Source organism: Helicobacter suis (assembly GCF_902196135.1).
GTDB classification, from domain to species: Bacteria; Campylobacterota; Campylobacteria; order Campylobacterales; family Helicobacteraceae; genus Helicobacter; species Helicobacter suis_A.
In genome coordinates, this window is the sequence record NZ_CABIKE010000002.1 from 127232 (window position 1) to 145309 (window position 18078).

General features: G+C 39.8%; 21 protein-coding genes. 5 read left to right on the forward strand and 16 right to left on the reverse strand.

What is annotated here, in order from left to right; all coding sequences use genetic code 11:
- Positions 1-203: 203 nt before the first annotated feature.
- The 5 genes from G6Q06_RS02090 (at position 204) to G6Q06_RS02110 (ending at position 5308) form a co-directional block, all read left to right on the forward strand.
- Positions 204-3038, forward strand: coding sequence for a sel1 repeat family protein (locus tag G6Q06_RS02090; protein ID WP_163565557.1), 2835 nt, complete (start codon positions 204-206; stop codon positions 3036-3038).
- Positions 3039-3047: 9 nt separating this feature from the next.
- Positions 3048-3320, forward strand: a complete 273-nt coding sequence (locus G6Q06_RS02095; RefSeq protein ID WP_240329160.1) for a BRCT domain-containing protein — start codon at positions 3048-3050, stop codon at positions 3318-3320.
- A gap of 42 nt (positions 3321-3362) precedes the next feature.
- Positions 3363-4331 (forward strand): HrgA protein, encoded by a 969-nt coding sequence (locus G6Q06_RS02100; protein ID WP_163534720.1) that lies wholly within the window; start codon positions 3363-3365, stop codon positions 4329-4331.
- Between the two features lie 147 nt (positions 4332-4478).
- Positions 4479-4658 (forward strand): hypothetical protein, encoded by a 180-nt coding sequence (locus tag G6Q06_RS02105; RefSeq protein ID WP_163534721.1) that lies wholly within the window; start codon positions 4479-4481, stop codon positions 4656-4658.
- Between the two features lie 77 nt (positions 4659-4735).
- A complete protein-coding gene (locus tag G6Q06_RS02110; RefSeq protein WP_163565558.1) occupies positions 4736-5308 on the forward strand; it encodes a hypothetical protein in 573 nt (190 codons plus the stop codon).
- A gap of 489 nt (positions 5309-5797) precedes the next feature.
- Here the strand turns inward: G6Q06_RS02110 and G6Q06_RS02115 are convergent, their stop codons facing one another.
- The 16 genes from G6Q06_RS02115 to fmt all read right to left on the reverse strand — a co-directional run bounded on the left by G6Q06_RS02115 (position 5798) and on the right by fmt (position 18077).
- Positions 5798-6295 carry an FKBP-type peptidyl-prolyl cis-trans isomerase gene (locus G6Q06_RS02115; RefSeq protein ID WP_163565559.1) on the reverse strand — a complete coding sequence of 166 codons (498 nt, stop codon included), beginning with the start codon at positions 6293-6295 and terminating at the stop codon, positions 5798-5800.
- Positions 6296-6323: 28 nt separating this feature from the next.
- The gene (locus G6Q06_RS02120; RefSeq protein WP_163565560.1) at positions 6324-7268 is read right to left on the reverse strand and encodes a hypothetical protein; all 945 of its coding nucleotides are present in this window, start codon (positions 7266-7268) and stop codon (positions 6324-6326) included.
- Between the two features lies 1 nt (position 7269).
- Positions 7270-7815 (reverse strand): OmpA family protein, encoded by a 546-nt coding sequence (locus tag G6Q06_RS02125; protein WP_163532842.1) that lies wholly within the window; start codon positions 7813-7815, stop codon positions 7270-7272.
- 65 nt (positions 7816-7880) lie between these two features.
- Positions 7881-9122, reverse strand: a complete 1242-nt coding sequence (gene tolB / locus G6Q06_RS02130) for a Tol-Pal system protein TolB (protein ID WP_163565561.1) — start codon at positions 9120-9122, stop codon at positions 7881-7883.
- Positions 9123-9124: 2 nt separating this feature from the next.
- Complete coding sequence (locus G6Q06_RS02135; RefSeq protein ID WP_163535258.1) at positions 9125-9811, reverse strand: TonB C-terminal domain-containing protein; 687 nt, start codon at positions 9809-9811, stop codon at positions 9125-9127.
- Complete coding sequence (locus G6Q06_RS02140; RefSeq protein ID WP_163532839.1) at positions 9811-10209, reverse strand: ExbD/TolR family protein; 399 nt, start codon at positions 10207-10209, stop codon at positions 9811-9813. Before G6Q06_RS02140 ends, G6Q06_RS02135 begins: the two co-directional genes overlap by 1 nt.
- Positions 10209-10760 carry a MotA/TolQ/ExbB proton channel family protein gene (locus G6Q06_RS02145; protein WP_163532838.1) on the reverse strand — a complete coding sequence of 184 codons (552 nt, stop codon included), beginning with the start codon at positions 10758-10760 and terminating at the stop codon, positions 10209-10211. The genes G6Q06_RS02140 and G6Q06_RS02145 overlap by 1 nt, the downstream gene beginning before the upstream one ends.
- A gap of 3 nt (positions 10761-10763) precedes the next feature.
- The gene (gene atpC, locus G6Q06_RS02150; protein ID WP_163535259.1) at positions 10764-11126 is read right to left on the reverse strand and encodes an ATP synthase F1 subunit epsilon; all 363 of its coding nucleotides are present in this window, start codon (positions 11124-11126) and stop codon (positions 10764-10766) included.
- Between the two features lie 9 nt (positions 11127-11135).
- Positions 11136-12560, reverse strand: a complete 1425-nt coding sequence (gene atpD, locus G6Q06_RS02155; protein ID WP_163565562.1) for a F0F1 ATP synthase subunit beta — start codon at positions 12558-12560, stop codon at positions 11136-11138.
- Positions 12561-12569: 9 nt separating this feature from the next.
- Positions 12570-13475 (reverse strand): ATP synthase F1 subunit gamma, encoded by a 906-nt coding sequence (gene atpG / locus G6Q06_RS02160; RefSeq protein WP_163565563.1) that lies wholly within the window; start codon positions 13473-13475, stop codon positions 12570-12572.
- A 9-nt stretch (positions 13476-13484) separates the two neighbouring features.
- A complete protein-coding gene (gene atpA / locus G6Q06_RS02165) occupies positions 13485-14996 on the reverse strand; it encodes a F0F1 ATP synthase subunit alpha (RefSeq protein ID WP_163565564.1) in 1512 nt (503 codons plus the stop codon).
- An 18-nt stretch (positions 14997-15014) separates the two neighbouring features.
- Positions 15015-15545 (reverse strand): F0F1 ATP synthase subunit delta, encoded by a 531-nt coding sequence (locus G6Q06_RS02170; RefSeq protein WP_163564981.1) that lies wholly within the window; start codon positions 15543-15545, stop codon positions 15015-15017.
- Positions 15542-16060, reverse strand: coding sequence for a hypothetical protein (locus G6Q06_RS02175; protein ID WP_240329035.1), 519 nt, complete (start codon positions 16058-16060; stop codon positions 15542-15544). The genes G6Q06_RS02170 and G6Q06_RS02175 overlap by 4 nt, the downstream gene beginning before the upstream one ends.
- A gap of 8 nt (positions 16061-16068) precedes the next feature.
- A complete protein-coding gene (locus G6Q06_RS02180) occupies positions 16069-16494 on the reverse strand; it encodes an HrpE/YscL family type III secretion apparatus protein (protein WP_163565565.1) in 426 nt (141 codons plus the stop codon).
- 54 nt (positions 16495-16548) lie between these two features.
- The gene (locus tag G6Q06_RS02185) at positions 16549-17169 is read right to left on the reverse strand and encodes a biotin--[acetyl-CoA-carboxylase] ligase (RefSeq protein WP_163565566.1); all 621 of its coding nucleotides are present in this window, start codon (positions 17167-17169) and stop codon (positions 16549-16551) included.
- Positions 17169-18077, reverse strand: coding sequence for a methionyl-tRNA formyltransferase (gene fmt, locus G6Q06_RS02190; RefSeq protein ID WP_163565567.1), 909 nt, complete (start codon positions 18075-18077; stop codon positions 17169-17171). The genes G6Q06_RS02185 and fmt overlap by 1 nt, the downstream gene beginning before the upstream one ends.
- Position 18078: the final 1 nt, after the last annotated feature.

Genomic DNA, 18078 nt, shown 5'->3' on the forward strand with positions numbered 1-18078 from the left:
AATAAAACCCCCATTATTTTAAAAAAATCCACCCATTTACTTTTTTATTTACTTTAACCCGCTAGAATTTTTCCGTTAATTTTTTAAAAAAGGATCTTCCATGTTTAGCCTTTCTAGATTTTGCGGGGGGGGGGGGGGTTAACTCTTCTTACTTTCCTCTCTTTTTCCTCTTTAGCTTTTTTACTTGTTTCTAAGGAGCTTGCATGCCTAATGTTTTAGAAATGGCTAGCTACCTTCAAAATCAAGCTTCTAATGCGGTTTCTTCTGATTCTTCTTCTAAATCTTCTGTGAACCATGAGAAAACGAAGTATGAGCAAATCCAAGACTACATTGAAGCCAAACGCAAACAAGAAGAAAAAAGACTAGGTGGGGATCAAGAGGCTGGACCTTTGCCTTTATGGTATTACAAGGGGGATAATTTAACCGCTTATGAGGATTATCTAAAGGCTAGCCAACAAGATAATGCAGAAGCCTATTTAGAGCTAGGGAAAATGGCAAAAGAGGGCATTGTTTTGCCCCAATCTTTCCTACTAGCACATTCTTATTTTAACAAGGCCATTGAGCTAGGTTCTATCCGAGCCTTAAGCCATTTAGGGTTTTTGTATTTGGATTTAGCAGAGAAAGAAATTAGTGGGGATGAAGAGAAAATAGCAGCACAACTAGGGGTGGATGCAATAGAGGAGGATGAGTTTAAAAAGGACAAGTTTAAAGACGAGATGATTAAGCGCTCCCGTGCGTGTCTTGAAAGTGCACATGTGTTAAAAGATGGGTGTGCTAATATAGGGCTAGAGAGAATCGATCATATAGAAGGAGATAGTGGCAACTGGTTTATCTGGGATGTGGAGGGGTGGGACCGTGGGAAGCATAGTGACTTTTCTGGCTCTATCGCCTTTAGCACTTTTAGCATTGATAATGTTATAACAGGTACTGGATCAGATTGGGAAGCAGTTGTTAGAGAGAAAGAAATGAAAGGGGAATGTCTCTATAAACATGAATTTTATGCTGGTTTTACCAGTGATTATAGATATGATAATGCGCAACATGTTATAGAAAGTAGGGTTGACAAATTTTTTGGTGATTTGTATGGTGATAGCTTTTATGCCACAATGGATGGGGTGAATGCCCGTTTATCTTTGAGTTACCTTAGAATCATTTATGAGCTCCGCGGTAATCGCACTAAAAAAGAGGACCAACAAAAAGCCTATGAAGATGCAAAAGAATACTATGAAAAAGGCATGGAGCGTGGGAGTGGGCGCTGTGCTTTAGAGTTAGGGGAATTGCGCAATAGTTTTTGGAATGGATATGGAAAGTTTGATGGCGCGCGCTATAAACTCTCTTCTTCTGAAAGAGATGCAAAAACCTTAGAATATAACCACACCACCCTTGCTTGTTTTAAAAGAGCGGTGGAGTTGCGTTTTAATAACGCTATTAAGCCCTTAATAGAGCTTTTAGAAGAACAGCAAAAATTGCTTGAAAAATTAAGTAAACATCCTAGCCATGCGATTTTAAGCACACAATACCAAGCAGATTTAAAAGAAGCTAAAGCCTTTGAATTAGCCATTAAAGAGGCTGAGGCTGAGGACTTTAAACAGATCAAGCCAGTAACACTCATGCCTAATTTTGCCAAAAATGTAGACTTTATAGCACCAGAACAAAAAGCTAAAAAAGAGGAGCAAAAAGTTAAACCCTTGTGGCAATATGGCAGAAACACCAAACAAGCCTTTAAAGATTACATGGAGGCTAAAGATAAGGATAACTCTTCTGCTTGGATAGAACTAGGTAAGATGAGCTTATTAGGTGTTGTGGTGCCTCCCGATCCAGCTGGGGCCGCGGTGTGCTTTGTTAAAGCTCAAAAGCTTGGGAATCCACAAGGCGACTATGGAATGTCTTTGTATGACGCAGTTGATTGGCGTTGGCATAGATGTGGACTTAAAAAAGAGGGTTTCAACCTAAATTATGAAACACCTCTTAAAATCACAGAGTTAAAAGAAGATCAATGGTTAATTTTCCCAATCAATAAGCCAGCTAATGAGAATCCAAGCGGATATACAGGTCGTCTGGTTGATGATTATCGGGTTGGCGGGGCAGAAGAGCATAGGGGGAGATGGTTGGATTATCCCGAGGAGTGGAGTAAAGCTGATTATGAGGAGGTTATAGAGGACATAAAGAAAGCCATAGAGAAGAACCAAGAGAGTGATATACAAGCTGATCTGCAAGCATGGTATGGGCTTTTGCGCATGAGTGCTGGATTAGGCGAAGAACAACTTGATAAAGTCAAGGGTGTAAAGAATACTAGGCGTGATGATGAATATAATGAAGATGATCTGTTGGGATTATATCATGCACGTTATTATATAAAAGCAAGAGATGGAGGTGAAGAACTTTATAAAAACCTAGCACACGACGCAGCTAATGAAGGGTATTCTAGTCTTGAAAAAGCCATTGCTAATGGTTTTATAGATGGGTGTTGGTTTTTAGGAACTAATGGATTTGTGCAGGACTGGTTAGTTGGGTTTTATAGAGCCTTAGAACTGGTGCGTGCAAAAACAATTGAGCATTATGGAGCTGATGATTTTGAGGGTGTTGAAGACTTTACAGGGCACATTGAATACGAGAAAGATATAGTCCCAGAGGCTTCTGATGATCTAGGCGAAGAGTTTTATGAGGAAAAGAGAAAACAAGCCCTCTTAAAAGGGGCTGAGGCTGGATCGGCTATGTGTGCTGCAGAAGCCTATGAGTGGATTGGGGAGGAATTAGAAGGGGAGTTTGCACAGCGCAACGCACAGATTGCATTTTTAACCCCTTTCTTTGAGGAGCAAAGATCTTTTAGGGTGTTAGATAAATTGCTAGAAGTGCTAAAAGAACAGATTGATTCGTATGAGGAAGATCTAATCTCATTACCAACCTGTGAAGAAGAGCACTATGAGCAGTATAAAGAAGCCTATGAACGCTATATAGCACTTCTCAAGCAAGCAGGCTGGAGTGTAGAGGAATTAAAAGCCTATTATTCTAAATGCTCTGCTTATTTATATTTTTAAGGAGAATAGATGGAAAAACAGAAAAAAGTAACCCCCTCTTTTTTCAAAGATAAAAAGATCGTGATTACAGGTACTTTACAAAGTTCGCGTGCAGAAATCACTACATTGCTTGAAAATCTAGGCGCACATGTACAAACTGGGGTGAGTTCTAAGACAGATTTACTCATCTATGGGGAAAACCCCGGGAGTAAATTAGAAAAGGCTAAAAAGCTAGGGATAGAGGTGATGGAGGAGGTAACTTTTTTAGAGCGCCTTAAGAGTGAGGGGAATGATCAAAAATAAAACCATAGACTTTATTGGTATTTTTAATTTTAAGGAGAATAAATGAAACAAGAATATATAGAAATCACGCTAGAGGTGCTTAAAGAGGCTAAAGGTCCTGTGTCTATTTATGATCTTTATACAAAGGCACAAGAACTTTATGATGCGGGCAAAATTGATAAAATGTTTAGCATAGCTAAAGATAAAGCTGATAAAGCTTACTACCCCGTGTGGCTAGCCCTAAGAAATGGTGAAAAACTCCCCTTTGTAAAGGTTGCTGATTGCCCTATTACCATTGCGCTTAAAGAATATGCGGGGAATGTGAGCACAGAAAGTATACAGGCTAAATCTAAAGAGAATAATTGTTATGAGCGCCGGTTACATCCCCTAGTGGCTTATTTTGCCAACGAAAAATGGGGCACACATACCAAGACTATTTATCATGAGAGCGCACTAAAATCTAGCAAGGGCAAGAACTCTTGGCTCTATCCGGATATGGTGGGGGCAAGCTTTGCTTATAAAGATTTTGATCCTGCTTTGCGCGAATTTGTAGAGAAGTTTGATTTGTTGCCTTTAAAACTCTTTTCTTTTGAGCTCAAACAAGAGATCAATTTAAGCAATTGTAGAGAACACTACTTTCAGGCAATTAGCAATAGTTCTTGGGCACATGAGGGCTATTTAGTAGCAGAGAGGTTAAATACTAAAGATCATGATTTAATGGATTTATTAAAACGCTTACACGCTAGCTTTGGCATTGGGGTTATTTTGCTTGACACCGAAGACATGCTAAAAAGCTGCGTGCTTTTTAACGCCCGCCTTAAAGACAATTTAGATCACACCATGCTAGGCGAGTTGTCCAAAAACTCCCCTGATTTTCAAGAGTTTTTAAAGACTTTAAGCCTTTTTCACGGCGCAATTAAGGCAAACATGTGCGAACAAACCAAATTTCAAGGCTTTGAAGAAGTCTTCTCAAGCCATGATAAATTAAAAGAATACATCGAGCTGGAGTTAAAAGAGACCCAAAAGGTTTAGCTTACTTAATCTGTGGCTTGTGTTTTAGATATGTAAATCTTAAGAGAGGAGGGAAAAGCTATGGTTGGATAAGTGCCCTTTAGGGGTGCTCAATAAGAGCGGGTAAAGGTTTTTGTTTTAACTTTTAAAATTTTTAAGGAGAAGATTATGGCAATTAGCACAGCGGTTCAAAAGGGTTCACATGTTTATGTCTATAATGAAAAAAACCAACATACACATACACATGATGGAGAATTAGTGGGCTTTACTAGTAGCACGGTATCTGTCAAAAAAGGCAGCCATACTTATGTTTATAATGAGAAAGGACAGCACACAGCTACGCACTAACCACTTGTCACCATTTGCACTATTAGCCCCTAGTTGGGGCTATTTTCATTCTTAGCTTTTTAATCAAAGGGATTTTCATGGTATCTAAAAAATATCTATTAAGTAAGATAGATGAGATAAATAAAATGATTAAGAGGGTTAGAACAGATACTGCTAATCTACAAGAGAGCATGCATGCCTTGATGTATCTAATTATGAGTAAACGCACCATCATCACTAATCAACACATCCAACCTACTTCTCAAGCCCTTAAAACCTTACAAAATACTTTAAAAGATTGTATAGAAGTGATAAAAGAATATTCTGATATTACAGAAGAATATGCTTTAAAAAAATATGGTTATTGCGGTAGGACAGAATATAATTTACAAGAGTTTCAAGAAGAACATCTAACAAAATGTTTAGAAAAAATAGAAGAAGGCATAGAACTACACCATAAAATGGATACACGCTTAGGCTGGAATGAACAAAACCCTAAATTAAGTTTGGAAGGCAAAACATCAGAGGAAGTGGCGTTTAAAGATGCTTATGATCGTTTGCGCGCGGATGCTGTTTTAAAATTATTAGAAGATCTGGATGTGTTTTTACCCAATATCAACAAGAACTTAGAGGTTTTTGAGGAGGCTTTGGGGGATTATTTGCATTGCTAAAGTTGCAGTCTGAGCTAGCATAACACACAACCGCCAAAGCCACTAAGCATAACCTTTGATACACTCCCCGCGCGTTAATCTTGTAGGATTGATAGGATCATCATAGGCTAGCTAGCGGCGATCTAGCACCTCTACTCTTTAGAGTAAAGCCTTTACTTTGGCAATTACAGCACAAAACCTTTAGCATGGCGCCTTAATCTATTTAGCTAAAGTTAGAGGCTTAGCGCGCAACCAGTAACTGCGCTTTGGCACTCTTGGGGGCTAGCTCCCTCAAACCCTTTAAAGGCGGCTTTAGAAATTCATTAGCAGGGATCTTACAAAGTTTAAAACTTAATGTATTTTTACAACCAGCGCGTTATTTGCTAAAGCATAAATTCAAGGATCAGAGATGTATCAAGCTAGAAATGTTATACCACGGTTCAGAAACCCCAACCACTCAAGTAGCTAGGGTTTTGCTTAAGAATGGTTTAAATGGCACAGAAAAAAACTTTAGTGCGAACAACCACACCCGCCTCCACAGCATTTACCACTGGATTGTCCTTTTAAAATTTCTTGTTCAGAAGGTTCTCTAAAGCCTAAAACCTTGAGTTTAAAGCTCAGTTCTTTACCAGCTAAGGGGTGGTTATAATCTAGCATCACCATGTGATCGCTAAAATCTTTCACACTCACCTGCACACTCTCTTGGTTTTCCCCTTGTCCAAATAAAGTCATGCCTCTTCTTAGTTCAATGTTTTCAAACTGATCACGAGGGACTTCTTGGAGGTAATCATTGCGGTATTCTCCATAAGCTTCATGGGGAGGAATTTGTAAGGTAAGGGTTTCTCCAACTTTAGCCTGTGCAACTGCCTTTTCAATCCCGATAATTACCTGCCCTGCTCCCATTAAAAACTCTAATGGCTGTTTACCAATATTAGAATCTAAAACTTCTTGGGTGATGTGATCGCGGACTTCATATTCAATAATGGCAATTTGATTTTGCATAAACATCCTTTCTTGTGGTTTTGTACTCAGTATTTTAGCGTGTTTTTGTCTTTTCTTCTAAAATAACTTGCGCTTTTTTGCCCTGTGGGCTTTCTGGGTAGAGCTCAACAAGGGAGCGCAAGAATTTATGATAGTTTGTCCAATCTTTAAGTGCTCTGAAAGCAAAAGCTGTATGCCAGAGTAAAATTGGCATGTAAGAGGTTTTATCTTGAATCAAGGCGCTTTTTTTGAAAAGTTCAATAGCCTCTTTGTAGGCATTATCCATATAAGCAGCCTCACCTGCTAAGTAGGCATAATATGCTGGTCTGTAGGGCAGATTTGCTAACCAGACAAAGCGCACCTTAGCCTGTGCATATTGTTTTTGTCTAAATAACTCCAATCCTTCTCTAGCAATGGCTTCTTTTTTTGAAGGGTCTTTATCAAAGGAAGGGGCATTTTGTTTTGTTTTCATCTGGAGCATTTGCTCTTGAATGGCAGTTAAGTCTTTTAACTTTTGGGTATTGATGCTAGCTTGTTCATCAATAGATTTTTGTAAGGCCTGTAGTTTGGTTGCAAATTCTGTATGCATTTGTGCTAATAGCTTATTGGTATCATCGGTTTTTTTTTCAAACGCTGCTAGGGCTGCCTGATTAGCCTGTATCTGACTTTTAAGGTTATTGATCAAATCTGCTTGTTGTTTTAAAAGATTAGTCTGCATATCTTGCATACTTTTAAGCGTCTTTAAAGTGTTGGCGTGCACAACAAGCGTATCGGTTGCCCCTTTAAGCTTAAGCGCTTGGCCTTCTACCAAACTTTTTAAACCATCCTGCCCTTGTAAAAGCGTATCTGTCTGGCTTTTAAGAGTGGTGAGAATATCTTGTAAGTTTTTATTACTAGATTTAAGAGTGTTTAACTCCTGTTTAGTGGCCCCGCTTTGTAAGTCAAAGGCTGAGGGCTCGGCTATTAAAAGAGTACCCACTAAAGAAAGGCAATAACGCACCCTATTCTTCTACCACCTTAATATCAACACGGCGGTTTTTACGGTAACACGCTATATTTTTGTCTTGGCAACTAGGTTTGGTTTCCCCAAGACTTACTATATGGATTGTATCTTGGGCAATCCCTTTAATTGCAAGGGCTTGTTTGACACTTAAAGCGCGTTTATTACCTAGAGCAAAATTATACTCCCCACTGCCAAATTCATCAGTATTGCCCTCTAAAAGTACTTTCATCTTCGATTCTTTGATCTTTTGGGCAGCTTGATCAATGACATTTTCCATATCTGCCCGGATATCATACTTATCAAAGCTAAAATACACTTGCCCCACAACAGTTCCACTCGCTATTTGTGGTTTTGGTTTTTCCTGTGGAGCGGGTTGTTCATGCACTTGCTCTTTAGGCACTGTTTTATTTTCTGGAGGTTGAGGGGCGGCTTGTTGCGCACTTGGCGGTGTCTGCTGCGCTGTTGGTGTAGAATTTACTTGCCCAGAACACCCTATCATGAATGCACACGCCAACACAGAACCACTCCAAGCCCACTTTTTCATAAAATTCCTTTAATCTAACAAAGTAAGCCCCAATTATACACGCTACTCTCTTAACCGCCTATAAATTACCAATCAAAGGATTGGATTTCTAGATTTTCTAGTGGAAAGAGATAACTTTGGTTTGAATCTAGCAAAATCACCCCTAGCGCACTTTGCGATGCTGCCTTTTTTAAAAACATCACGGCTTTACCATCGTAAGAAAAACGAGGCATTTGATTAATGCCACTCACAGTTAAGCGCCGAACATAATCGCTTTTAAGGGTGATGAGGTGTAAATTAAAAGTACTTTGTCCATTGGCATCTTTATCCTCACGGCTAACATATACGATATTATCCCCAGAGGCTGTTAGCGAATCGTTGTTTTTAGAATAAAACACCACCTGTTCTACTGGGGCACTTTCACGGAGTTTTTTAAGATAAATATTAGGATAACCAGAGCGATCGGAAACAAAAACCATAGCTTTTTCATTATCCACAAAAGTACCCATCACATCAATACCGCTATAAGTTGTCAAGCGTTTGAGGTTTTTTTTGAGAGTGTCGTAGAGAAAAATATCGGTTTGTCCATCTGGAGCTAGAGATAAAAGTAATTTATTCCCATCCTTACTCACACTAGAAACAGCGGCCATGCCAGAACTTTGTGTGATCACCTCACTTTTACCCGTGTGTATATCGTATTTAATGATCGTGGGCTCACGCAGATACTGGGTAAAATAAATCGCGCTTTGATTAGCATTGGCCCATTTAGGGAAAATATTTAAAAGATTGTTTTTAATGATCTCTTGTTGGTAGGATAGTGTGTAATCGGCTATAACAATACTAGTTACTCCCGGACTTAGATATTTAGCAAACACCACCATGCGCTGCATCCAAGCAATAGAGGGGGCTTGGATTAAAGCGTTGGTATCAATGGCTATGTTGTGGGCGATGAAGGGATAGAGTGCTTTGGTGTTAAATGTGTAATCTTTGTTACTTTTAATGGAACGATTGGCGATGTCATAGAGAGTGGCATGGATTTGGTGGTTTTGATCTGCTTTCATTTCTACTAAAATCTGGATGCCTTTTGTCGCTAGAGTATCATAAGAGGGGGTTTGTGTTTGTATTTGGGGTGTGCCCGCCACTTCAAAATGCCCGCTTATTTTCAAATCAGAGGCTAATAAATGGGCAATTTTTTTTAAATAGGGGTCTGTATTCTGATAGGAAATCGCAACTTTGGGTAATTTTCCAATGGTTTTAACAATATCTAGGGTTGCATCGGTGGCCAACAAAGAAGTATAGCACAACAAAAAAAGCCACAAAATCCGCATCATTAATCCTTTGTTTTAAAATTCACCCTCAAGGTGATCATGCGCTTTTGAGGGTTGGGGGGGAATGTTTGTTTTTGTAAAGAGAGTAGAAGCGTTTCTATTTCTTGATTATAAGCTGCAAAGGGCGAATACTGCACAATGCTAAAGCTTAATTGTCCGGTTGTAGAGATTGTGATGAGCACGCCTACAGAAGCCTTTTGATAAAAACTAAGTTTCCATTTGGCATAAAGAATTTTATAAATCTGTGCAAACCACTTTTTTTCCTCCTCAGAAGAGGGGTTTTCTTCTTTAGGGATTTGTAATTCCATGTGTTTATCCTGCAAGGTTTTAAGGCTACTATCAAATTGATTAAGGCTATCTTGCAATGCTTTAAAATCCTTGTTGTGTTGGCTAAACTGGATATTGCGCAATAATTCTTGCGCGCGTTTGATTTGCTGGATCTCTTTTGGGTTAATGGAGGCCTTTTTATCAGGCAGGGCAGCAAATATGTTTTTAACACCTAGATCCTCTTTAAAGGGATTTGGATTACTTGGCAATTTAGCAACATCGCTAATAAAATCCACATCTAAAGTTTGATCAGGCAGAGTTAAGGGGCTATCTTTTTGGTGTTGTAATAAGAGAAATAAAAGGAGGGCATAACACAGAATGGCTAAAAAGCCACTACCAAAGAAAAAACCTTTATTTTCCATTAGGCACTAGTAACTAGAGAAACCCTGTGAAACCCTGCCTCTCTAATATTCTTGAGGAGATAAATAATTTTGTCATAGGTTAATCGTTTGTCTGCTCGCACATGGACAGCTATATCTTTATTATACTTTTTAGCCAAAAGGTGAAAAGAATCCGGGAAAGAGGCAAAGCTATAAACTTTATCATAAATATAAATTTTGCCCTGAATATCCATGCGTATTTCTAAAATCTGAGCTTTAGGAGCACGGGCACTTGGAGAACCTTTGGGTAATTTAATGTCTTCTTTATAAGTGATAGTAGGGGCTGTAAGCATTAAAATAGCTAAAAGCACTAGCATAATATCCACTAAGGGCGTGATATTAAGCTCAGGTTTATCGCTATCCCAACCTTCAAAATCCATTACTGCATGCCTTCCTTAGCAATGAGCATATCAATTTGCATTTGTACATAAACGGATAAATCATAAACTTTGCGCTTTAAGATGAGAAAAAAGGAATAAGCCGGAATTGCGGTTAAAATACCTGCTGCTGTAGCCACTAGAGCTTTAGAGATAGTAGGCGCGATCACCTCAAAAGAAACTTGCCCCCCCAAATGCCCAAAGGTTTCTAAAATTTCTACCACCGTTCCAAAAAGTCCAACAAAAGGTGCAGTGCTAGCAATAATGCTAAGTACCACAAGTCCGGTAGTATTTTGGCGCAATAATTGGCTTTTCCACACAGCTAGCCACTCTTTGGAAGGTTTGTCTACATGTGTGGCTTGAAGATGCAAGTCTTTCTGTGCGCCTCCCATAATAGCCTCTAAAGATTGCTTTTCTTTCAGGATATTAGTCTTAATAGAAACATACTTATAAAAAAAGACCCATAAGGTTAAGATAAAATAAATAGAAAGAAGGATCAAGACAAAGAGAGTAACAAGCCCACTACTGGCTAAGAAATTTTCTACTAAGGCCATAGCTTATCTTAGACCATGCGCTTCAATTTTAGCAATCACGCTAGAGATGGCTAGGCGATCGGAAGTGGCATCCTCTAAGAGTTTTTTAGCCTTATACACTTCATCATCACCCTTAATAAAGACCGCCCCATCGGCTAAAATATCCACACTCTTATGTTTAACTTCCACATAACCCCAGTTAATAGCAATCAGACTCACCTGCCCCCCTCTTTCAATTTCAATCACCCCGCTTTTAAGCAAAGAGACCATATTGCTATGCCCCTCTAAAACCCCAAATTCTCCCTCTTCTCCGGGTAAGGTGATGCGATCTACCCTCCCTGAAAAGATAGAGCCCTGAGGCACTACGATACTAACCAGTAATCCCATGCACTTCCTTTAAGATGCGTTCTTTTTATCCTTACCTTCAGCCTTCATTTTTTCGTATTTTTCTATCACTTCTTGGATACTACCCACCATGTAAAAGGCATTTTCTGGTATCTCATCATATTTACCCTCTAAAATCCCGCCAAAGCCCTCCAAAGTCTCTTTAAGGGTTACATACTTACCCGGACTACCTGTAAAGACCTCAGCCACAAAGAAAGGTTGGGAGAGAAATTTTTCTACCTTTCTAGCGCGCTCTACAATCTTTTTATCCTCTTCAGAAAGCTCATCCATACCCAAAATAGCGATAATATCTTGTAAGTCTTTATATTTTTGTAAGATTTGCTGGGTGCCTGTGGCGATGCGGTAATGTTCATTGCCAATTACCTGCGCGTCTAAAATCCTTGAAGTAGAATCAAGTGGATCAACAGCTGGATAAATCCCTTTCTCTGCAATTTTGCGATTAAGCACCGTGGTAGCATCTAAATGCGCAAAAACAGAGGCCGGAGCCGGATCTGTCAAGTCATCTGCAGGTACATAAACAGCTTGAACAGAAGTAATAGAGCCGTTTTTAGTAGAGGTGATGCGTTCTTGGAGTTTACCCATCTCGCTAGCTAAAGTGGGTTGATAACCCACAGCTGAGGGCACACGCCCCAAAAGCGCAGACATTTCCGCACCAGATTGGGCATATCTAAAGATATTATCAATAAACATCAAAATATCTAAGCCTTTTTCATCGCGGAAATACTCCGCCATAGTCAGGCCCGTAAAAACAATGCGATTTCTAGCCCCGGGTGGCTCATTCATTTGCCCATAACACAGGGCTACTTTATCTAACACCCCCCCCTCTTTCATTTCATGGTATAAATCATTGCCCTCTCTCGTGCGCTCACCCACACCGGCAAAAACAGAATAACCGCTATGTTTATAAGCCACATTGTGAATCAATTCCATAATGATCACGGTTTTACCCACACCCGCACCCCCAAAGAGCCCTACTTTACCGCCTTTAGAATAGGGCGCTAGTAAATCTATCACTTTAATCCCGGTTTCAAACATCTCGGTTTTAGTGCTTTGCTGTTCAAAAGTGGGAGCAGCGCGGTGGATAGGCCATTTCATAGGTTCTTTAAGGGGTTCTTGTTTATCAATCACATCACCCACGACATTAAAAATACGGCCTAGCACTTCCTCCCCTACAGGTACTTCAATCATTTTACCCCGCGCCATGACTTTTTGTCCTCTTGTAAGCCCCTCTGTCATGTCCATTGCAATGGTGCGTACGCGGTTATCACCCAAGTGAGCTGCTACTTCTAAAACAAGCTCTCTAGCCTGATCTTCAAAGTGATAACTGACATCTAAAGCCTCATAAATAGCGGGTAAATAGTTTTCAAACTCTACATCTACCACAGGCCCCATAACCTGAATAATTTTTCCTTCCATGATCTTCCTTTATTTAATCGCTTCTACGCCTGCGTTGATTTCTACTAACTCAGTCGTGATTGCCTCTTGACGGGCTTTATTATATGAGACGGTGAGTGTGCGTACTAAATCAGTGGCGTTATTCGTAGCTGTATCCATAGCCTGCATTCTAGCGCTGTGCTCTGCTGCTAGCGAATCTAGCAAAGCATAGTACATGTTAAAATCAATGAATTTTTTAGCCAAAGAATCTAAAATAGCCCCCTCCTCATCATCAGGTTCAACCACAATTCCCTCTTTTTCCTCCTGCGCATCATCTTGAAGATGCGTACCAAAATCTAGGGGTAAAATAGTCTGGATTTTAATCTCTTGAGAGATCATGTTTTTAAAACCATTATGAATAATGAGTACACTATCTGTTAGCCCGTTTAAATAATCTTGCACGGCCTTATTAATAAAAGCACTGGCTCTATCATAATCGGGTGCAGAACTTAAATCTAGCGCTTGATCTAAAAGGCTAATGCCATTGTAGGTAAAATAAGCCACGCCCTTTTTGCCAACTCCGCGCAAACGCACCTTGATATTTTGATTCTTATAAGTATTGATTAAACGCATCACCTCTTTAATCGTTGTTGTATTAAACCCGCCACACAGACCCTTATCAGCGGTAACAAAGATGATGTCAATCTTCTGGACTTCTAAGTGTTCTAATTTAAGAAAATACTTACTCTCAATGCTCTTTAAACCTCTACTTTTAATCTTGGTACAAATATCTGCAAAGACTTCATTAAGCTTTTGAGCAAATACCCTAGAGCGGCGCGTTACTTCCTCTGTTTTTTTAAGTTTAGAGGTAGAAACCAGTTTCATAGCGCGGGTAGTTTTTTGGGTATTTTTAACACTGGCAATTTTTTTACGGATTTCTTTTAGGCTGCCTCCCATATCTTTCTCCTAGAGAGTCAAACTTAGTTTAAATTCTTCAATCGCCACTTTTAGCATGGCCTCTAAATCCTTATCTAGCGCCTTTTTAGTGCGGATATCCTCAAGGATATTAGGGTATTTAGACTCTAAAAAGGGATAAAGGCTTTCCTCAAAAGCCACCACTTTTTTAGTGGGTATCCCATCTAAAAAGCCCTTAACTCCGGCATAAATCATCACGATCTGTTTTTCAATAGGTAAGGGAGAATAGGGGGGTTGTTTGAGCACCTCTACCATTCTTTGCCCGCGTTCAAGCTGTTTACGGCTCGCCTCATCTAAATCAGAGGCAAATTGGGCAAATGCTTGCAATTCGCGGTACTGCGCTAAATCTAAGCGTAAAGTCCCGGCTACTTGTTTAGTGCCCTTAATTTGAGCCGCTCCCCCTACCCTAGAAACAGAGAGGCCTACATTAATGGCTGGGCGAATCCCGGAATAAAATAAATCGGTTTCTAAAAAAATCTGCCCATCTGTAATAGAAATCACATTAGTAGGGATATAAGCAGATACATCGCCTGCTTGGGTTTCAATAATGGGCAAAGCAGTTAAAGAACCCGCCCCTTTTTTATCACTCATTTTAGCAGCGCGCTCTAACAGTCTAGAATGGATATAAAACACATCACCCGGGAAAGCTTCACGCCCGGGAGGCCGTCTTAAAATCAAGGAAATTTCGCGATAAGCCACAGCATGTTTACTCAAATCATCATAAACAATGAGTGCATGCCGTCCTTGATCTCTAAAATGCTCCCCAATTGTTACCCCAGCATAGGGAGCAAGGTACTGCATAGCCGGCGAGGCAGAGGCCGGAGCATTGATCACAATGCTATATTCCATAGCGCCATATTCCTCAAGTTTATGCACCACCTGAGCCACCGTAGACTCTTTTTGCCCAATAGCAACATAAATACAGATCACATTTTGATCTTTTTGATTAATAATTGTATCAATGGCGACGGTGGTTTTACCTGTTTGTTTATCCCCAATGATAAGCTCGCGTTGCCCGCGCCCAATAGGCACAAGTGCATCAATGACTTTAATACCGGTTTGTAAGGGTTCATGCACGGATTTACGATCCATAATCCCCGGGGCTTTTTGTTCTACAAAACTAAAAGCATTAGCTTCTATGGGGCCTTTGCCATCAATGGGTTCGCCTAGTGTATTAATCACCCGCCCCACTACCGCATCGCCTACGGGTACTTTCATAAGTTGTTTGGTGCGTTTAACACTTGTGCCCTCTTTAATATTTCTCCCCCCACCAAGCACAATCACCCCGACACTTCCTTCCTCTAAATTAGAAGCCAAGCCCCTATCGCCGGTATCAAATTCAACCACCTCATAAGACATCACATCTTTAAGCCCATAAACTTTAGCAACGCCATCAGCATAAGCAATCACCCGCCCCACTTGCGTGATGTTAATATCAGGCGCAAAACTTTCAATGCGTTCTTTAATGATAGCGCTAATTTCTTCTGCTTTTAATTTTAACAATTTATCTCCTTTGTGGTTTTACACCGCTTCCATAATATGCCGTTTGAGCTGTTTAAAAAAATAGTCTTTATAAAATGCAATCTCAATTTCTAAATCCGGAATATCTAACCGCAATCCTTCTTTATCTTGATGGAATATTTTAAGTTCCAAAGAGATATTTAGATAGGCTGAAACCTCTTGTTTTAACTGCTCAGCCTGTTTAGAAGGGATATTTTGATTACAATACAAGTAGCCTTGATAAATATTTTTCTTGCGCTGTGCCTGTGCTAATAACTCTTGATAAATTAAAGGCAAAAGGGAGAGTCGTTTGTGGATTGTTAAAAGAGCGATTAAGTTATGCAGTTTGCCCTCTTTTTGCTCTAAAAAGGAAGTGAGAATGTCTTGCTTTAGCGATTCTGGATAATAAGGAGAGGCAATTAATTCTAAAAAATCCGGATGATTATAAAGCGCACAGATCGTTTCTAAACCCCCCATAGTGGCCTCAAGTTCCTCTGGGCTTAAACTACGGCGCAAAGCCTCTGTATATTTTTTAGCGATGAGTGCAATCATTGCGCTACTTTTTGGTGGATTAGGCGCATATAAACCGGCACGCTAAGGGCAGTTTCTGAAGCATTAAAGAGGGTGTCTAAAACCTCCGCAATCGCCTCTTCTTGCATCTTTTCCTCCTCTTTTTCCTGCATAGAGCGGTAGTTTTTAATCAATTTTTCAATCATAACTTTAGACTGCTGATCGTATTTTTGGGTGAGTAAATAGGCCTCTTGTTTGGCATTTGAGACAATTTGGCTGGCTTGTTGTTTAGCTTGTTCTAGGTTAGATAAAGCCTGTTCTTTTTCCTCTTTGACAGACTGGCGTTGATCTTGTAAACTGCTTAGCTTATCAGAAATTTTAGAACGCCTTTTAAGTAGCGCTTTTTTAAGCATACTGCCTGTGAAGTACCACAAAATGCCTAAAAAGAGCAAGAAATTTAACACCCGCATTAGAATATCTGTTTGCCCCACTTGCATAGGCATGCCCACAGCCATAGCGCTTAAAATGATAATTCCAACCAACACACGCTCTAACAAAACCAACCTTAAACTTGAGATATTTTAAGCTTTAAAGAAGCCTCTAAAGCTGGTAAATCCTGCGATAATTGTAATTTTAAATTACTTTTAGTTTCCTTTAATGTGGCACAAAACTGGCGGTACTCCTTGTTAAGCTCCTCCTCTTTTTGGGCCACTACAGACTCATAATTAGCATGGGCGCTAGAAAGCGCATCTTGTAAAATTTTATCCGCTTGAATCCGCGCCTCCTTGAGAAGATCTTGTGCTTCTTTTTTGTAAGCAACCACTTCCCTTTGGATTTGCTCAATGCTTCTTTGATCTTTAGCCACTGCCTCTTTGCGCGCGTCCATATTAGCCAAAATAGGGCGGTATACCCAAATATTTAGCAAGAATAGCAAAACCAAAAAGGTTACAAAGACCACAGCCATTAAATAAATATTAATTGAAATGTTCATGTTTAATCCTTAAGTGTAAGCGCGCATTCTAACAAAATCTAACTTTCTGATGGCTTAGCGGTTAGCGTAGTAAATATTACCCGCAATTAATAGGCCTCCATCCTCTAAAATCTGGGCTTGTTGTAAAGAGATGCGATCATTTTCATGTTTAAAAAATTGGTTTTGGTGGTTGTGGGTAAAATCTTGGCAATAGGCGTTATAAACATCTTGCCAACTGGGTTTTGTTTCTAACTTTTCTAAAAAAGTATGTAAAGTAGTCTCAGGGCACACATCTAGTGCGCCATAGTGCTTAGATTCTAAATTAAGCCCGATCCCACAGATTAAAGTATCACGATAAATTTGAGTCATCACCCCCCCGATCTTACGCTCCTCCTTATAAAGATCATTAGGCCATTTAAGCCACACCTCAGATTTGCCAAGATCATGCAAACTCTCTTTAAACAGATAACCAAAGTATAAACTCCAACTTTGCATGGGTACTCCTACTTGGATTTTCCATGCAAAAGAAAAGGTTAAAGCCCTTTTTACACTCTCCCACTTTTGCGCACGGCTACCTACACCCGCGCTTTGGTATCTAGCCCACACACAAATAGGCGCGCTTAACCCGCCCTTTTTAATTTGTTCTACTAGGTATAATTGGGTGGAGGGTAGGGTTTTAAAATATAAAATTTTCACTAATTTAAAATCCCCCCAACCCTTAAGCGTTTCCCGCTTAAATAACTTTTAGCGGCGATCTTTTGTTTGCCCGGAGCCTGCAAAGCTGTAATTTTAAGTACGCCTCTTAAACAACCTACCAAAACACTTTCCCCCTCTAAGGCTAGAATTTCTCCTTCTTGATAGCAATCTTGAGTATTGATAAGCCCAACTCCAAAAAGCTTTAGCCCGCTTTTTAAAAAAACACCCGGCCACGGGGTATAAGCCAGAGATTTTAAATACACAGCTTTAGCGCTATTAAATGCAACAAGCCCGTTTTCTTTGCTGATTTTCTTACAATAGGTGGCTTTAGTGTGATCTTGTGAAATGGGGGTGATTTGTTCTAGTTGGTTTAAAACTTTTGCTACTAATCTAGCTCCCATGCAAGCTAGCCGCGTACCTAATTCCTCAGCGTTATAATCCCTATCTTTGATAAAAGAATCTACGCCTAAAATATCCCCTGCATCCATCTGGGCACTCATTTTAATCACGCTCACCCCAAATTCGCTTAAATCATGTAAAATCATCTCTTGTATGGGCGATGCACCCCTAAATTGGGGTAAAAGCGAGCCGTGCAAATTAATACAGGGGGCTAAATTTAGAAGCGATTGGGGTAAAATTTTACCATAGGCAACCACTACAACTATATCTGGTTTGAGATTATCAATGATTTCTAAAGTTGAATCATCTATTTTTGAGGGTTCAAAAATGGGGATAGGTAATTGTTTTTCTTGGATAAAAACCTTAGTGGCACTGTCTTTTATTTGCTGTTGTCTGCCAAAGGGTTTACTAGGCTGGGTGATCAAGCCCACTACTTCAAACCCCTCCTCTAGCAAATGCGCAAGCACCACTTGGGCAAATAAAGGAGTTCCCATAAATAGGATTTTCATG

What these genes read in the sequence shown, in the direction of transcription:
- G6Q06_RS02180 (WP_163565565.1), bottom strand. Translation starts at nt 16,494, where the DNA reads ATGAACATTTCAATTAATATTTATTTAATGGCTGTGGTCTTTGTAACC.
- G6Q06_RS02170 (WP_163564981.1), bottom strand. Translation starts at nt 15,545, where the DNA reads ATGATTGCACTCATCGCTAAAAAATATACAGAGGCTTTGCGCCGTAGT.
- G6Q06_RS02115 (WP_163565559.1), bottom strand. Translation starts at nt 6,295, where the DNA reads ATGTTTATGCAAAATCAAATTGCCATTATTGAATATGAAGTCCGCGAT.
- G6Q06_RS02095 (WP_240329160.1), top strand. Translation starts at nt 3,048, where the DNA reads ATGGAAAAACAGAAAAAAGTAACCCCCTCTTTTTTCAAAGATAAAAAG.
- G6Q06_RS02140 (WP_163532839.1), bottom strand. Translation starts at nt 10,209, where the DNA reads ATGGATTTTGAAGGTTGGGATAGCGATAAACCTGAGCTTAATATCACG.
- G6Q06_RS02110 (WP_163565558.1), top strand. Translation starts at nt 4,736, where the DNA reads ATGGTATCTAAAAAATATCTATTAAGTAAGATAGATGAGATAAATAAA.
- G6Q06_RS02090 (WP_163565557.1), top strand. Translation starts at nt 204, where the DNA reads ATGCCTAATGTTTTAGAAATGGCTAGCTACCTTCAAAATCAAGCTTCT.
- G6Q06_RS02100 (WP_163534720.1), top strand. Translation starts at nt 3,363, where the DNA reads ATGAAACAAGAATATATAGAAATCACGCTAGAGGTGCTTAAAGAGGCT.
- fmt (WP_163565567.1), bottom strand. Translation starts at nt 18,077, where the DNA reads ATGAAAATCCTATTTATGGGAACTCCTTTATTTGCCCAAGTGGTGCTT.
- G6Q06_RS02135 (WP_163535258.1), bottom strand. Translation starts at nt 9,811, where the DNA reads ATGGAAAATAAAGGTTTTTTCTTTGGTAGTGGCTTTTTAGCCATTCTG.
- G6Q06_RS02145 (WP_163532838.1), bottom strand. Translation starts at nt 10,760, where the DNA reads ATGGCCTTAGTAGAAAATTTCTTAGCCAGTAGTGGGCTTGTTACTCTC.
- atpD (WP_163565562.1), bottom strand. Translation starts at nt 12,560, where the DNA reads ATGGAAGGAAAAATTATTCAGGTTATGGGGCCTGTGGTAGATGTAGAG.
- tolB (WP_163565561.1), bottom strand. Translation starts at nt 9,122, where the DNA reads ATGCGGATTTTGTGGCTTTTTTTGTTGTGCTATACTTCTTTGTTGGCC.
- atpC (WP_163535259.1), bottom strand. Translation starts at nt 11,126, where the DNA reads ATGGGATTACTGGTTAGTATCGTAGTGCCTCAGGGCTCTATCTTTTCA.
- atpG (WP_163565563.1), bottom strand. Translation starts at nt 13,475, where the DNA reads ATGGGAGGCAGCCTAAAAGAAATCCGTAAAAAAATTGCCAGTGTTAAA.
- G6Q06_RS02105 (WP_163534721.1), top strand. Translation starts at nt 4,479, where the DNA reads ATGGCAATTAGCACAGCGGTTCAAAAGGGTTCACATGTTTATGTCTAT.
- G6Q06_RS02125 (WP_163532842.1), bottom strand. Translation starts at nt 7,815, where the DNA reads ATGAAAAAGTGGGCTTGGAGTGGTTCTGTGTTGGCGTGTGCATTCATG.